Source organism: Inquilinus sp. NPDC058860 (assembly GCF_042743185.1).
In the GTDB taxonomy this organism is placed as follows: Bacteria; Pseudomonadota; Alphaproteobacteria; order DSM-16000; family Inquilinaceae; genus Inquilinus.
In genome coordinates this window covers 30,293-45,413 of sequence record NZ_JBHYMS010000028.1, presented here as the reverse complement: position 1 = coordinate 45,413, position 15,121 = coordinate 30,293, and the positions used below count along the sequence as shown (strand labels likewise).

The window sequence follows — 15,121 nt, the reverse complement described above, 5'->3', positions numbered from 1 at the left end:
GCCCTCATTCATTCCCCGGCGGGCAAGGCGAGCTGCCCGCTTGCAGCGGCCTGCCGGGCTCTCCGACGCTCTCTGCGGTCCTTCACGTCGTACCAGCGCGCCATCAGGAACCGGAGGAAGCGGCTCTGCAGCCGGCTGCCGGCGAACCGCGTCGCCTTGAACAGGCCGAACAGGACCAGCGGAATCGCCAGGGAGCGCGAGGCGAGCGACCTCCGGAACAGCGCATCGGCCTCGTCATACCGGCCGGCGATCGCCAGTTCGGTCGCACAGCGCGCGAGGACCATGCTTTCCGCGCGGTTCAGAAGGACCGACATCAACGACTCGAAGCGGCCTGCATCGAGCGGATCCGGCTCGTTCCGGCGCCGGGCCTCGTAGCAATGGACCGCGAGGCTCGACAGCAGGATATGGGCGGCAAGCCGTTCCGGACGCGCGCCTGTCACGCCGTCGGAGCGGATGAAGCGCGTGTAGAGGAATTCCGGGACGATATGGAAGCCGGTCTGCTCGGACATCCGCAGCCACAGGTCCCGATCCTGCGCCTGCCGGAAGAAGGTCCGGTAGCCGCCCACGGCATCATAGACCCGCTTCCGGAACATGACCTCGCCATGCGTCAGGAAATTCGCTTCCGCCAGTTGCCGGCCGGCATCGGGCCCGACCTTGGGCATGTGCAAGGTCGATTGCTTCCGCAGCAGGTTGCGGTTTTCGACATAGCATCCGACCACCCCGACATCCGGCCTCTGCTCCAGAACGGCGAGCTGGCGCGCGATGCGATCGGGATGCGAGATGTCGCCCGATCCGTGGATGGCGATGACCTGCCCCCCGGCCATCTCGATCCCCTTGCGGATCGAACCGACGAAACCCTGGTTCTGGTGCCGGACCACGGTCAACCGTTCGTCGTCGAAGGCCCGCAACCGGTCGTAGGTGTCGTCGGTGGAACCGTCGTCGACGGCGATGATCTCGATGGTGCGGTGGGTCTGCGACAGCAGGCTTTCGATCGAATCTGCCACGAGATCGCCGCGGTTATAGTAGACGGTGATGATGGAGACGAGGGGGCGGGCCTGCTGTGCTTCCATCATCACCTCCCCGCCCGAAATCGCTCACCGAAAGAGATTTTCATGTATGCCTCGCGCATTGGGCTCTTTCCAGGCAAGGGATCTTGTCGCCGGCGACCCTCCGCCGACGTTGAAGCGGCATGCCGCCCGGCTGTCAATAGCCCGGGCGGCAGGACCGAAAACCGGGCCGAGGCGCGTCCGGCCGCGGGCGGATGCGCTTCGGCGCCCGTGTCACCTTCGCCGACCGCGCCCCCTGCAACCCGTCCTCCGGACGGCCGCAGCGAGGATGGCCCGGGCGCGGCAATCCGAAGCCGTCGCGGCGGCCGAAGCGACGGATCGCTTGGCGACCGACACCCCCCTTCCGGACACCTGCAACGGGACCCGGAGCACCTCCGGAGCGGTGCTTCCGGCCGAATGGCGGGAATTCCCAGGTCTTGACATGATGCGGATCCGAGGGTTGATACGCGGCGATGCTTGTCTCGGCCCACGTGTCCCGAGACCTGCCGCCTCCACCGCGGCAGAGGCGGGAAACCGATGCTGAGCAACGAGGGGAAAGGCCGGGATCGCCCTATGATGTTGAGGAATGCCGCCGCCGAAGGTGATGAGACGCCACATCTCCCCCCTGGCCGGAGCGAGACGGAGGCCAGAACCGTTCGGAGGATTCCGAGAGGGGAGTTCCGCATCCTCGTCGCCGTCACCGCCCTCATCTGGGTGCTGACCGCCGTCTATCTGGCGACCACCACCCCGAAATACACGGCGTCCGTCACGATCGGGTCGGCGGCGCTGGACAGCCAGGCTTCCGCGCCGTCGGGTATATCGTCGCTCGGAATCTCCCTGCCGATATCGTTTGGCGGCCCGACCAAGCCCACCGACAAGTACATCTACATCATTTCAACGCCGGGCTTTGCCAGAAGACTCATGGACAGGGGCGATTTCGCGAAGCTGATTTTCGCTGATCGGTGGGATGGACAACAGTGGATCGCGCCCAAGGGCGTGACCAATACGATCACGATGTGGCTGAGGGAACTGTTCGGATATCAGGCATGGGCCCCGCCCGATGAATACGATGTTTCCAACTACCTGAACAACAATATCATCCTGCGCCCCGACACGACCACCGACTTCGTGGAAGTCTCTTTCGACCATCGGGATCCGGCGATTGCCGCCCGGGTCGTGGATATCGTCACCGCCGAAGGCGACCGCTATCTCAAGGAGGCCAACGAAGAGGCCTATCAGTCGCAAGTCGCCTTCATCACGAGAAGAATCGCGGAGGCGGCGAACCTCGAAGTCGCCAACGCCCTTCGGTCCTATCTGATCAACGTCGTCCTCAACAAGACGCTGATCGACGAAAGCACGAAGTACGCCGTCCGGGTTTGGGGAAGCACGAGCGTTTCGAGCCTCCCGACCAAGCCTCCTGTTCTGCTGGCCGCCCTGTTGGGATTCATCCTCGGTCCCATTGTCGCTTTCTCGATCATCTTCTTTGGTCGCTGGATCAGAACCGATCGATGACGCCACGCCATATCGATAGCTCGTCGGTTGCGCCAAGGTCGCGCCTGGAAACGGCAGCGATCAAAGCTACTGTCCTCGTCCTCTTTGTCGCAATCGTTCTCGGCCTGGGCAATTCGATCGCCGTATTGGCGCTGCAGTTGGTCTTTCTATTTATTTTAACTCTATTTGTAGTAAAAGATGCCGCAATTAAAAACTTCCAAATCAATTACAGTTATGGATGCCTCGCTTTAGTACTATCTGTTACTGCTGTGTCCGTGATCGCATCCTTCACTTCTTTCTCTGATTCTACGTACGCAACTGGCATACAATTGAAATTTGCAATGACCTTTGCCTCGACTATATATATTATATGGATATTTTACCACTGCCTGAACAATGGCATCGTCGATAGCCAATACGTGATCAAAAGTGCAATTTATGCACTGGTCATATACAGCGTGGTAAAAATCATCATCGATGTGTTTGTCGCGTTCGAAATTATCCAGACTCAGCTTCTTTTTACCACTGTGCGACAGACGCTTGGCGCTGCATTCATCAGCACTGGCATAGTTTTTGGACTGATAAGAATCAATCTGCCACCGGACTTTGGCATTCCGATAGTATTATTCTGCACTCTTGCGGCACCAAAACTCGGCGTCAGAATTTCGAAACTTTTCCAAATTATCGCCATCATACTGCTCATGATTGCCGTTCTTATAGCTTACTCACGGTATCTCTGGGCTGTTACGTTTCTGGCGGTGCTTTTTGCAACCCTTATCATGGGCAGGCGGCTGTTCTTCGCTCTCGCGATCATCGCCACGATAGTGGTCGGCGCTGCCGCATCCAATCAAGCTATCGTGGATGCGGTCGAGGAGCGCTTTTTTTCTTACTCTGTCGAGCATTCCGATAACATTAGGATCAACCAACAACACGCTTTGACTGAAGCCATTGTCGAAGACCCTTTGCTCGGCAAAGGATTAGCAACCTATGTCTCTCGCCTGGTCCGGTCGAAGAACTCTCCTTATAGTTACGAATTACAGATAATGGCCACTGCCATGCAGTATGGGCTAATCGGCATTATTCCTATATTGCTTTTCATGGCAAGCTTCATCTCCCTTGTCCGATCCAGAGACGCGCTTGTCTGCTCGGCGATATACGTGACATACCTCTTCTGGCTGATGGCAGGATTTACAAATCCGTCGCTCATCGGGCGCGCGGCTGCGATGGTATTTGTGGTTTTCATTTGCGTGGCCCGCCTGTCGCCCCAGTTGGAGGCCCATTCGACCAGGACGCGGATCAAAGGTACGCCAGTACACGGAACCAACTGAAGAGCGCACGGCCTGGGGGCCGGCCGACCGGGCGACTGCGATAATGCGCCAGCCGCGAAAAGGCCGCCGCTTGCATTGCGACATAACCGGGATTCATGCTCTTTTGCGACGTCACAATGCGGCCGGTTTTGTGCGATGTCATGTGCGGCTTGCATCGCGGATGGTTCGGGAGTCGGGGGATGATCAGAGAAAGTGCGGCATATGCGGTCCGGCCCTCGCGGCTGGAAGGCAGCGTCACCGTCAGCGGCGCCAAGAACAGCGCCTTGCGCCTCCTGGCCGCATCCCTGCTGACGGCCGAGGACGTCCATCTGACGAATTTCCCCTCCGCCCTGCTGGACGCGCAGATCCATGCCGAGATGCTGAAGGTCCTGGGGAAGACCTGCACCGTCGGGGAGACGGAGATCGTGATCCGCGAGTCGGCACCGCCCTCCTCCGCCCTCGACTGGCCGGGGCGGTCCATCCGCAACACGCTCCTGATCCTGGGGGCCCTGACGGCCCGCACCGGGGCCGGCGCGGTGCCGCTTCCCGGCGGCTGCAGCATCGGCGAGACCGGCGACCGCAAATACGATCTTCACGTCATGCTGCTTGAGCGGCTGGGCGCACGGGTCTACCAGGACGGATCGATGCTGTGCGCCGAGGCGCCGCGCGGCCTGATCGGCGCCGACATCCACCTTCCGATCCGGTCGACCGGCGCCACCGAGAACGCGATCATCTGCGGGTCGCTGGCCAAGGGCGTGACCACGATCTGGAACCCGCATATCCGGCCGGAGATCATCGATCTCATCAGGTTCCTGCGCTCGATGGGCGCCGATATCGAGGTCCTGGGCCAGCAGAGCATCGTGGTCCGCGGCCGCGACGGGCTGACCGGCACCCGGTACGACGTCCTGCCCGACAATGTCGAGGCGCTGACCTGGCTGATGGCCTCGGTGATCACGCGCGGCGACGTCGAGATCCGCAACTTCCCGATGGTGGATCTCGAAGTGCCCCTGATCTTCCTGCGCGAGAGCGGCGCCAAATTCTACACCGGGCCGGACGGCATCATCGTCCGCGGCGGCACCCCTTATCCGGTGGAGATCAGCACCGGTCCCTATCCCGGCATCAATTCGGACATGCAGCCGCTCTTCGCCGTCTACGGCGCCTGCGCCCAGGGAGAATCCCGGCTGATCGACCTCCGCTTCCCCGGCCGCTACCAATATGCCGCCGAACTGGCCAAGATGGGGGTCGAAAGCGAGGTCTCGGGCAACCTCCTCAAGGTGACCGGCGGCCGCCCCCTGAAAGGCGCCCGGGTCCGCGCCGCCGATCTGCGCGCCGGCGCCGCCCTGGTCCTGGCGGGCCTGGTGGCCGACGGAGAGACCATGATCGAGGATGCGTGGCAGATCGATCGAGGCTATTGCAATCTGATCGCGAAGATGTCCGCCTTGGGCGGGCGCGTCACCGTGCCGGAGCCGGTGGTCGGCTGAGCCGCCGGGCTCGAGCATGCATCATCGGCCGGCCGGCCGGCGCACGGGAAGGAAGGCGACGTCATGGCCATCCTGGTGACAGGAGCCGCGGGATTCATCGGATTCCACACCGCGAAGGCCTTGCTCGACCGGGGCGAGGAGGTCGTCGGAATCGACAGCCTGAACGACTATTATGATCCGAAACTCAAATCGGACAGGCTGGCCATGCTGACGGGCCGGCAGGGCTTCACCTTCCATCAGGCCGACATCGCCGACCGGTCGGCGATGGAGGCGCTGGCGGCGGGATCGACGGGAATCCGCCGCATCGTCCACCTCGCGGCGCAGGCCGGCGTCCGCCATTCGATGGTCAATCCATACGCCTATACCCGATCCAACGTCGAAGGCCATCTGGTGATGCTGGAGACGGCGCGACGGCTGGATGTCGAGCACTTCGTCTATGCCAGCTCGTCTTCGGTCTACGGGGCCAACCGCAAGGTCCCGTTCTCGACCGAGGACCGCACGGACACGCCGATGTCGCTCTACGCGGCGACCAAGAAGGCCAACGAGCTGATGGCGCACACCTACAGCCATCTCTACCGGCTTCCCGCCACCGGCCTGCGGTTCTTCACGGTCTACGGCCCCTGGGGCAGGCCGGACATGGCGCTGTTCATCTTCACCAAGGCCATCCTCGAAGGCCAGCCCATCAAGGTCTTCAACCACGGCGAGATGCGACGCGACTTCACCTATGTCGACGACATCGTCCGCGGCATCCTCGGCGTCCTCGCCGCCCCGCCGGGCGAGACGGCGGACCCTCCGCACCGGATCTACAACATCGGCAACCACCGCTCCGAGAACCTGATGCGGCTGATCGGCCTGATCGAGGCCGCGGTCGGCAGGAAGGCGGTCTGCGAGTTCCTGCCGATGCAGCCGGGCGAGGTGCCGGAGACCTATGCCGACATCGAATCGATCGAGCGCGACATCGGCTTCCGGCCGACGACGACGATCGACGAAGGCGTGCCGCGCTTCGTCTCGTGGTACCGGGAGTATTTCTCCGTTCCCGCGCCGGGCGGCGGCTCCGGAACGGCGGCCGGGCGGAACCATGCCCATGTATGCTGACGGCGTGACCGGATCGGGCCGGGCAATGCCCGTCGGCCTGTTCGCGGCACTGGACCGGCTGTGTCCCGGCCGCGCCCGACGATCCGTCTCCCTGGCCGGGATCTCCCGCTGGAAGGTGGGCGGTCCCGCCGACGTCCTGGTGGAACCGCAATCGGCCGAAGAGATCTCGGGCGTCCTGCAGCTCTGCCGGTCGGCCGAGGTGCCGCTCCTGGTCGTCGGCGATACCAGCAACCTGCTGTTCGCCGACGAGGGATTCCGGGGCGTCATGATGCAGATCGGGCGGCGCATGGCCGACGTCTCGATCGCCGGGACCACCGTGACCGCCCAGGCCGGGGTCTGGATGCCCTATCTCGCGGCGACCGTGGGCCGTGCCGGGCTGTCGGGCATCGAGCATACGGCCGGCATTCCGGGTACGCTCGGCGGCCTCGTGATGATGAACGGCGGCAGCCAGCGCCGCGGCATCGGCGAGCATGTCAGCCGGGTCTGGACGATCGACGAGCGGGGCGAGGCCGCCATCCTCGGCCAGGCGGATTGCCGCTTCGCCTACCGCCGCTCGGCGATGCAGGACCGCTTCGTGGTGATCACGGCGGCGGAGCTGGTGCTCGAACGCGGCGATGCGCGGGCCATCCGGCGGACGATCATCGACATCATGGCGTCGCGGCGCCGCAAGTTCCCGCTGAAGCTGCCGAACTGCGGCTCGGTCTTCCTGAGCGACCCGGCGATGTACGCGACCGTCGGCCCGCCAGGGCACGCCATCGAGCAGGCGGGGCTGAAGGGGCTGCGGGCCGGCCAGGCGCAGATCTCCCCCCTCCATGCCAACTTCATCGTCAATCTCGGGGGCGCGACGGCGCGGGACATCCTGACGCTGATCGGCATCGCGCGCAGCACGGTCTTCGACCGCACCGGCTTCTGGCTGAACTGCGAGGTCCGCCATGTCGGGCCGGACGGGACCCTGCGGCCGGCCCACGAGATGGCGCCGACGGAGCGGGCGGGACAGCCGTCATGAGCGCCCCCGGGCCGGCTGCCGGCAAGTCCCTGAGCGAGCGCACGCTGGGCGGGATGCTCTGGATGGGCGGTGCGTCGGCGGCGCAGATGATCATGCAGATCGTCTGCCTGGCGGTCCTCGCCAGGCTGCTGACGCCCGCCGATTTCGGCATCGCCGCGGCGTCCAACGTCATCATCGCCTTCTCCATGCTGTTCTCCGACCTGGCGCTGGGACCCGCGCTGATCCAGCGCAAGGAGCTGGACTCCAGACACATACGCACGGCGTTCACCGCCAGCACGCTGCTGGGCGCCCTGCTGTGCCTCGCGATCTACCTCCTGTCCGGGCCGATCGCCGGCTTCTTCCGCCTGCCGCAGGTGGAGCAGGTGACCCAGCTGCTCGGGGTCGTCTTCGTCTGGCAGGGGTTGTCGACCGTCTCCGAGAATCTGCTGTCCCGGCATCTGCAGTTCCGGCGTCTCGCCACGATCAAGATCCTGTCATACATCCTCGGATATGGCCTCGTCTCGATCGTCATGGCCTATCGCGGCTGGGGATACTGGTCGCTGGCGGGCGGCTTCATCGGCCAGAGCCTGATCAACATGCTGCTGGTGATGGTGCTGGCCAGGCATGATCTCCGGCCCATGCTGCACCTGCGGTCGCTGCTGGACCTGGCGCGGTTCGGCGGCGGCCTGTCGCTGGGACGGATCGTCAACTACGTGGCGCTGAGCGGCGACAAGCTCGTCATCGGGCGGCTGATCGGCGGCGACGCGCTGGGTCTCTACGACCGCGCCTACAAGCTGGCCTCGCTGCCGGGCGGCCTGTACGAGATGGCGGCGTCGAAGGTCGCCTTGTCCTCGCTGTCGCGCGTGCAGGGCGAACCGCAGCGGCTGCGGGCGGCCTATCGGCGGGGGATCGAGCTGACCGCACTGATCGGCATGCCGATGACGGCGCTGATGGTCGTGCTGGCGCCGCAGATCATCGACGTCCTGCTCGGGCCGCAATGGCATCACACGGTGCTGCCCTTCGTCATCCTGTCCGTGTCCACCTTCTCGCGCCTGTCCTACCGGGTCAGCAACTCCGTCCAGTTCGCGCGGGGCCAAGTCTACACCTTCGTCCTGGTCCAGATCGCCTATGCCGCGATCGTGATCGGCGGCTCCTGGCTGGCGGTTCCCTACGGCATCACCGGCATCGCCGCGGTCGTGACCATCGCGATCACCCTGAACAGCATCGTGCTCGCCGGCGTGACGCTCCGGCTGACCGGGATGGGCGTCGGGGCATTCCTGATGGCGCATCTGCCGGGATGCCTGATGGCGCTGGTCTTCGCCGGCGTCGCCGGGGCCGTCGTGTTCGCCGTCGGCGCGGCCCTGCCCCCGGCGGCAGTGCTGGGCCTCGCCGCCGTCGCCGTCGCGGCGGCCGTCGCGGCGGTGCTGGCCGTGCCCAGCCGGGTGCTGTGGGGCGAGGACGGGCTGTGGCTGCGGACCAGGTGCCTGGCCGTCTTCAAGGGCCGGGCGACGGGAAGCGCGCCGCTGCCCGCAGTCAAGTGACCAGGATCTGGCCCAGGGATTTCTGCCACTTCGACTTGATCAGCCCGCTGCGGATCAGGAACGCCTTCCGGCTGAGGCTCGGCATCGCCTTGATCTCGGAATAGGCCTTCACCAGGCTGCGCTGCTCCGGACGCATCCTGTCGCCGTAGAGGGCATGGAAGGCCGCGGCCTGGTCGATCGTCTTCTGCACCGAGCGGATGGCGGCCTCGCCGGCCACGACGTCGACGAACTGCGTATAGATGGCGCCGAGGGACCAGCGCTTGGCGCCGATGCTGTTGCCGCCGTGCTGGCGGTACAGGATGGTCCGCTCATCCAGATGGGCGATCGTGCCGAAGCAGGCGGCCACCAACGCAGTCCACCAATCGTGCATGATCGCCCGGTCCGGGATGGTGCCGACCAGGGTCAGCAGGGGCCGGTTGATCATCGCCGCACAGCCCGTGACGCTGTTCTCGACCAGCATCTTCCGCAGCGACGCCCGTTCCGGGCGGATCTCCTGCGAGCGCCACATCGAGTCCGCCACGGGCTTCAGGTCCCGGTCGACGACCCGGAGGTCCGTATGGACCAGGATCGGCCTGTCCCGGCCATGTGAAGCTTCCAGGGACCGCATCGTCCGCAGGGTCAGCTCCACCTTGTTCGGCAGCCAGACGTCGTCCTGATCGCAGAACATCACATAGGACGCCGTCGCCCTGGCCATCAGCCGGGAGAAGTTGGCGCGCGCCCCATGCTCGGCCGCCGCGGCGAAGTCGTGGACCTCGAGGGATCGGAACCGGCCCCGATACCGCTCCACGACCTGGCGGGTGCCGTCCGCGGAGCCGTCGTCACCGACGATGACGTTGATCCTGTCGTGGCTCTGGGCCAGCAGCGAGTCCAGCAGGTCGGGCAGGAATTGCTCGCCATTGTAGGTCGCCACCAGCACATCGACTTCGGGCAGATCACTCTGAGCCGGGGAATCCATGACCTTCTTCCGATCTAGTCCGGACGGTCCGCCGCCGCGGCGTCCGCGTGCCCGCCGAGACCGGGATGTCATCCCGGCCGGCCTCTGAATGGACGAGGCGCATCAAAATACACGCATCTTCCGCGGATACCATCCCGGGCAGGCGGTTTCGGCACGCACCGCCGCCGGCGATTTCCAAGGGATCATTATTGCTGCCCATGCGTTTGTTTCTTGCTTGCAGCAGGTGCCGCATGTCGGGGGATCGAGCAGATGAGCATGTCCACCAGCAGCGGCGGAACGCGCCGCCGCCGATCGCCGGAGCGGCCTCGTCATCCCGCAGCAGGGGATTTCGGGGCGTGCGCTGCTTTGCCGCCGCGATCCGATCACGGCGGCGCCTCCATGCCGTCACGATCATCCGCTAGTGGTGCGGGATCGATCCTGCTGGCGCGCCTATCCCGGGCACTGCCGGAAGCTTTTGAACCTCCCTCTAGGAATGACTGCAACTGGATGGAGATGCAAAGTTGCCATTATGATGCTGCATTGCACAACGGAGCGGGCCGGGCATGACCCCTTTCGGCGGAGACTTTGCTTTGCCTGAGGCGGGATCGGCGATTCCCGAGGATCGCGTGGCCTTGGTCATCCCCACGCTGAACGCGGCGAAGCATCTCGACACCCTGCTGCCGGCGCTGCAGGCGCAGTCGTTCCAGCCGGGGACCTTCCTCGTCATCGATTCGAGCTCGACCGACGACACGACGGCGCGGTTCCGGGCCGGCGGCGCCGAGGTCGTGGTCATCCCGAGGTCGCAGTTCGACCATGGCGGCACCCGCCAGCGCGCCGTCAACCGCCTGTCGCCGCGGATCGAGGTGATCGTCTTCCTGACCCAGGACGCGGTGCCGGCCGACGGCGACACCATCGCCCGCATCGTCGGCGCCTTCGCCGACCCCGAGGTCGGCGTCGCCTTCGGCCGGCAGCTGCCGCACCACGGTGCCGCGGCGATCGAGGCCCATGCCCGGCTGTTCAACTATCCGCCGGAGAGCGCCGTCCTGCGCCCGCAGGATGCCGTGGGTGCCGGGATCAAGGCGACCTTCTGCTCAAACTCTTTCGCCGCCTACCGCCGGCAGGCGCTGGAGATGGTCGGCGGCTTTCCCTCCGGCACCATCTTCGGCGAGGACGCCGCCGTGACCGGCCGGATGCTGCTGTCGGGCTGGGCCAAGGCCTATGTCGCCGAGGCCCAGGTCCACCATTCGCACAGCTACAGCATCGGCGAGGAGTTCCGCCGCTACTTCGATGTCGGCGTCATGCACGCCCGCGCCCCCTGGCTGCTGGACCGCTTCGGCAAGGCCGAGGGCGAGGGCAAGCGCTTCGTGCAGTCCGAGCTGCGCCACCTGGCCCGGCACCAGCCCCTGGCGATCCCGTCGGCCATCCTGCGCACCGCGGTCAAGCTGGCGGCCTATCACTGCGGCCGCCGCGAGGCCCGGATCCCGCGCCCGCTGAAGCGCCGGATCAGCCTGAATCGGCGCTATTGGGCCTGACCGGGCGCGGGGCGCCGCGCCGCCGCTCGCCCGGTGTGGCATAGGCTCCCCTTTCCGGCCGGCCCGGGATCTGCTTTAGAGGGGCGATGAGCAAGCCAGCCCCCGACCCCTCCAACGCGGCGCAGATGGCGTCGCCCTCCTACCGCCTGCCGGAACTCGACCAGGACTTCCTGCTCGGCGATTCCATGCGCGGCGTGCGCCTGATGCTGGAATACGCCAAGGCCGAGGAGTCGCTGCGGGCCTGGGGCGTACGCTCCACCATCGTCGTCTTCGGCAGCGCCCGCGTCGCCGAGGACGGCCCCGGCCGCCATGCCCACTGGTACGCCCAGGCGCGCGAATTCGGCCGCATCGCGTCCGAGCGCGGCGGCGCCGTATCGGACAAGGGCGGCCTGCGCGACAACGTCATCGCCACCGGCGGCGGCCCCGGCATCATGGAGGCGGCCAACCGCGGCGCGGCCGAGGCGGGCGCGCCGACCATCGGCTACAACATCACCCTGCCGCACGAGCAGGAGCCGAACCCCTACTCCACCCCGGCGCTGACCTTCCGCTTCCACTATTTCGCCATGCGCAAGATGCACCTGGCGATGCGGGCCAACGCGCTGGTGGTGTTCCCCGGCGGCTTCGGCACCTTCGACGAGCTGTTCGAGCTCCTGACCCTGCGCCAGACCGGCAAGTCCTCGGCCCTGCCGATCGTGCTGTTCGACGAGGCCTATTGGCGCGCCGTGATCGGCTTCGACGCGCTGGTCGAGCACGGCATGATCGACGCCCGCGACGTGCAGCTGTTCCGCTTCGCCGACAGCGCCGAGGACCTCTGGTCGATCCTGGCCGAGCAGGGGCTGAAGCGGCGGTCCTGACCGGCCTGCCCCGCGGCCTTTATCGAAATGTTTGCCCGGATATAACGGCGCTGTAAGATCGCGCCCGACAGGCCGGCACACCCGGCCGCAAACGGGGAACGGGACGATGCGGATCACACGACGCGGCTGGCTCGGCGCACTCCTGGCCGGGGCGCTGGGGGCGGCCACTGTCTTCGGCGCGCCGGCGGTCGCCCGGGCGCAGGACATCACGGTGTTCGCCGCCGCCAGCCTGAAGGACGCGCTGGATGCCGTCAAAGCCCAGTGGCAGGCCGAATCCGAGCACAAGGCGACGATCTCCTACGCCGCCAGCTCGGCCCTGGCGAAGCAGATCGAGGCCGGGGCGCCGGCCGACGTCTTCATCTCGGCCGATCTCGACTGGATGAACTATCTGGCGGACCGCAAGCTGATCAGGCCGGAGACGCGCTCGACCCTGCTGGGCAACCGCATCGTGCTGGTGGCGCCGAAGGATTCGGCGGTGCAGCTGGCCATCGCGCCGGATTTCGAGCTGGCCGAGGCGCTGGGCGACGGCCACCTGGCCATGGCCGACGTCAAGGCCGTGCCGGCCGGCAAATACGGCCAGGCGGCGCTGGAGACGCTCGGCGTGTGGAATTCGGTCAAGGACAAGGTCGCCCAGGCCGAGAACGTCCGCGCCACCCTGGCGCTGGTGTCGCGCGGCGAGGCCCCGCTCGGCATCGTCTACCAGACCGACGCCGCGGCCGATCCGGGGGTGAAGATCGTCGGCACCTTCCCGGCCGACAGCCACCCGCCGATCCTGTACCCGGTCGCGGTGCTGGCCGGCAGCGACAAGCCCGAGGCCCAGGCCTTCGTCGAGTATCTGAAGTCGCCAGCCGCCAAGCCGCTGTTCGAGAAGCAGGGCTTTACGGTGGTGACGCAGTAAACGGAAGGTTCCTGCTTCCAGCTGTCATCCTCGGGCTTGACCCGAGGATCCAAGGGCCGCCAGAACCGCTCTCGATGGCTCCTGGATTGCCGGGTCAAGCCCGGCAATGACAACGTGGGACCGCGGTCTTTGAGAAAGCGCAATTGTTCGACTTCACCCCCGACGAGCTGACCGCGATCCTGCTGAGCCTGAAGGTCTCGCTCTGGGCCATGGCGGTCAGCCTGCCGCTCGGCGTGCTGGTCGCCCTGGCCCTGGCGCGCGGCCGGTTCTGGGGCAAGTCGCTGCTGAACGGCGTGGTCCATCTGCCGCTGGTGCTGCCGCCGGTCGTCACCGGCTACATCCTGCTGCTGCTGTTCGGCAAGATGGGGCCGATCGGTTCCGTCCTCGCCCAGGTCGGCATCGTCTTCTCCTTCCGCTGGACCGGCGCCGCGCTGGCCGCCGGGGTGATGGGCTTCCCGCTGATGGTCCGCGCCATCCGCCTGTCGATCGAGGCGGTGGACCGCCGGCTGGAGGCCGCGGCCGGCACGCTGGGCGCCTCGCCCCTCTGGGTGTTCCTGACCGTCACCCTGCCGCTGATCCTGCCCGGGGTGATCGCCGGCGCGATCCTGTCCTTCGCCAAGGCGATGGGCGAGTTCGGCGCCACCATCACCTTCGTCTCCAACATCCCGGGCCAGACCCAGACCCTGCCCTCGGCGATCTACACCTTCACCCAGGTGCCGGGCGGCGATCTCGGCGCGCTGCGCCTGACCCTGGTCTCGGTCGTCCTCTCGATGGCCGCCCTTCTCGCCTCCGAGCTGATGGCCCGGCGCGCCGGGGTGCGGGTGCACGCCACATGAGCCTCGAAGTGGACATCCGCCACCGCCAGGGCGATTTCGCCCTGGACATCGGCTTCCGCAGCGAGGGAAGGCTGACGGCGCTGTTCGGCCGCTCCGGCGCCGGCAAGACCTCGGTGGTCAACGTCATCGCCGGGCTGGTGCGGCCGCAGCATGGGCGGGTGCTGGTCGACGGCCGCCCGCTGGTCGACACCGAGAGCCGCGTCTTCCTGCCGCCGCATCGACGCCGCATCGGCTATGTCTTCCAGGAGGGCCGGCTGTTCCCGCATCTGACGGTGCGGCAGAACCTGCTCTACGGCCGCTGGTTCACGCCGAAGGCCGAGCGCGGCGCCGAGTTCGGCCGCGTCGTCGAGCTGCTGGGCATCGGTCCTCTGCTCGATCGCCGGCCGGCGCTGCTGTCGGGCGGCGAGAAGCAGCGCGTGGCGATCGGCCGGGCGCTGCTGGCCAGCCCGCGCCTGCTCTTGATGGACGAGCCGCTGGCGTCGCTGGACGAGGCGCGCAAGGCCGAGATCCTGCCCTATGTCGAAAGGCTGCGCGACGAGGCGCGGATCCCGATCGTCTATGTCAGCCACGCCATCGGCGAGGTGGCGCGGCTGGCCGCCACCCTGGTGGTGCTGGCCGACGGCCGGGTGACGGCCGCCGGGCCGGTGGCCGAGGTGATGGGCCGGGCCGACCTGTTCCCGCGGGCCGAGGCCGGCGCGGTGCTGCAGGCTGCGGTCGAGGACCATGACGACCGCTGGCAGCTGACCCGGCTGCGCGTCGCCGCCGGCTTCCTGACCGTGCCGCGGATCGAGCTGCCGCCCGGCAGCACGGTCCGCATCCGCATCCGCGCCCGCGACGTGATGCTGGCGACCCGCCCGCCGGACCATCTGAGCGCGCTGAACGTGCTGCCGGCGACGGTGGCGGCGATCGCACCCGGCGACGGCCCGACCGCCGACATCCGCCTGGACTGCGCCGGCGACGGCCTCCTGGCCCGGCTGACCCGGCGCTCGATCGAGGCGCTGGAGCTGGCGCCGGGCCGGCCGGTGCATGCGGTGATCAAGAGCGTCGCCTTCGACCGCCACACCGTCGGCGGCGCCCTGCGCGGCCAGAACGGGGCCGATGCCGATATCGAGGGCGGGTGA

At 66.7% G+C, this 15,121-nt stretch carries 13 protein-coding genes; 11 read left to right on the top strand and 2 right to left on the bottom strand.

Annotation, left to right across the window (positions count from 1 at the left end):
- Positions 1-8 precede the first annotated feature (8 nt).
- On the bottom strand, positions 9-1,070 hold the full coding sequence (locus ACFW16_RS19815) for a glycosyltransferase family 2 protein (protein WP_380308126.1): 1,062 nt from the start codon (positions 1,068-1,070) through the stop codon (positions 9-11).
- A gap of 513 nt (positions 1,071-1,583) precedes the next feature.
- Here ACFW16_RS19815 and ACFW16_RS19810 point away from each other — a divergent pair.
- The 6 genes from ACFW16_RS19810 to ACFW16_RS19785 all read left to right on the top strand — a co-directional run bounded on the left by ACFW16_RS19810 (position 1,584) and on the right by ACFW16_RS19785 (position 8,946).
- Positions 1,584-2,558: a hypothetical protein gene (locus ACFW16_RS19810; RefSeq protein WP_380308125.1), complete on the top strand. Its 975-nt coding sequence runs from the start codon at positions 1,584-1,586 to the stop codon at positions 2,556-2,558.
- Positions 2,555-3,865, top strand: a complete 1,311-nt coding sequence (locus ACFW16_RS19805) for an O-antigen ligase family protein (RefSeq protein ID WP_380308123.1) — start codon at positions 2,555-2,557, stop codon at positions 3,863-3,865. Before ACFW16_RS19810 ends, ACFW16_RS19805 begins: the two co-directional genes overlap by 4 nt.
- Positions 3,866-4,044: 179 nt before the next feature.
- Complete coding sequence (locus tag ACFW16_RS19800) at positions 4,045-5,325, top strand: UDP-N-acetylglucosamine 1-carboxyvinyltransferase (RefSeq protein ID WP_380308121.1); 1,281 nt, start codon at positions 4,045-4,047, stop codon at positions 5,323-5,325.
- A 63-nt stretch (positions 5,326-5,388) separates the two neighbouring features.
- Positions 5,389-6,420, top strand: coding sequence for an NAD-dependent epimerase (locus ACFW16_RS19795; RefSeq protein WP_380308119.1), 1,032 nt, complete (start codon positions 5,389-5,391; stop codon positions 6,418-6,420).
- A complete protein-coding gene (murB, locus tag ACFW16_RS19790; protein WP_380308118.1) occupies positions 6,404-7,426 on the top strand; it encodes a UDP-N-acetylmuramate dehydrogenase in 1,023 nt (340 codons plus the stop codon). Before ACFW16_RS19795 ends, murB begins: the two co-directional genes overlap by 17 nt.
- Entirely contained in the window at positions 7,423-8,946 is a 1,524-nt protein-coding gene (locus ACFW16_RS19785) for a lipopolysaccharide biosynthesis protein (protein ID WP_380308116.1), read from the top strand. The genes murB and ACFW16_RS19785 overlap by 4 nt, the downstream gene beginning before the upstream one ends.
- Here ACFW16_RS19785 and ACFW16_RS19780 read toward each other — a convergent pair.
- Positions 8,939-9,901, bottom strand: a complete 963-nt coding sequence (locus ACFW16_RS19780) for a glycosyltransferase family 2 protein (RefSeq protein ID WP_380308114.1) — start codon at positions 9,899-9,901, stop codon at positions 8,939-8,941. The genes ACFW16_RS19785 and ACFW16_RS19780 overlap by 8 nt on opposite strands.
- Positions 9,902-10,506: 605 nt before the next feature.
- Between ACFW16_RS19780 and ACFW16_RS19775 the strand changes: the two genes are divergently transcribed.
- The 5 genes from ACFW16_RS19775 to modC all read left to right on the top strand — a co-directional run bounded on the left by ACFW16_RS19775 (position 10,507) and on the right by modC (position 15,121).
- Positions 10,507-11,412 carry a glycosyltransferase gene (locus tag ACFW16_RS19775; protein ID WP_380308112.1) on the top strand — a complete coding sequence of 302 codons (906 nt, stop codon included), beginning with the start codon at positions 10,507-10,509 and terminating at the stop codon, positions 11,410-11,412.
- 86 nt (positions 11,413-11,498) lie between these two features.
- A complete protein-coding gene (locus ACFW16_RS19770) occupies positions 11,499-12,266 on the top strand; it encodes a TIGR00730 family Rossman fold protein (protein WP_380308110.1) in 768 nt (255 codons plus the stop codon).
- 106 nt (positions 12,267-12,372) lie between these two features.
- Positions 12,373-13,164 carry a molybdate ABC transporter substrate-binding protein gene (gene modA, locus ACFW16_RS19765; protein WP_380308109.1) on the top strand — a complete coding sequence of 264 codons (792 nt, stop codon included), beginning with the start codon at positions 12,373-12,375 and terminating at the stop codon, positions 13,162-13,164.
- Positions 13,165-13,307: 143 nt separating this feature from the next.
- Positions 13,308-14,000: a molybdate ABC transporter permease subunit gene (gene modB, locus ACFW16_RS19760; protein WP_380308107.1), complete on the top strand. Its 693-nt coding sequence runs from the start codon at positions 13,308-13,310 to the stop codon at positions 13,998-14,000.
- Complete coding sequence (modC, locus tag ACFW16_RS19755; RefSeq protein WP_380308105.1) at positions 13,997-15,121, top strand: molybdenum ABC transporter ATP-binding protein; 1,125 nt, start codon at positions 13,997-13,999, stop codon at positions 15,119-15,121. The genes modB and modC overlap by 4 nt, the downstream gene beginning before the upstream one ends.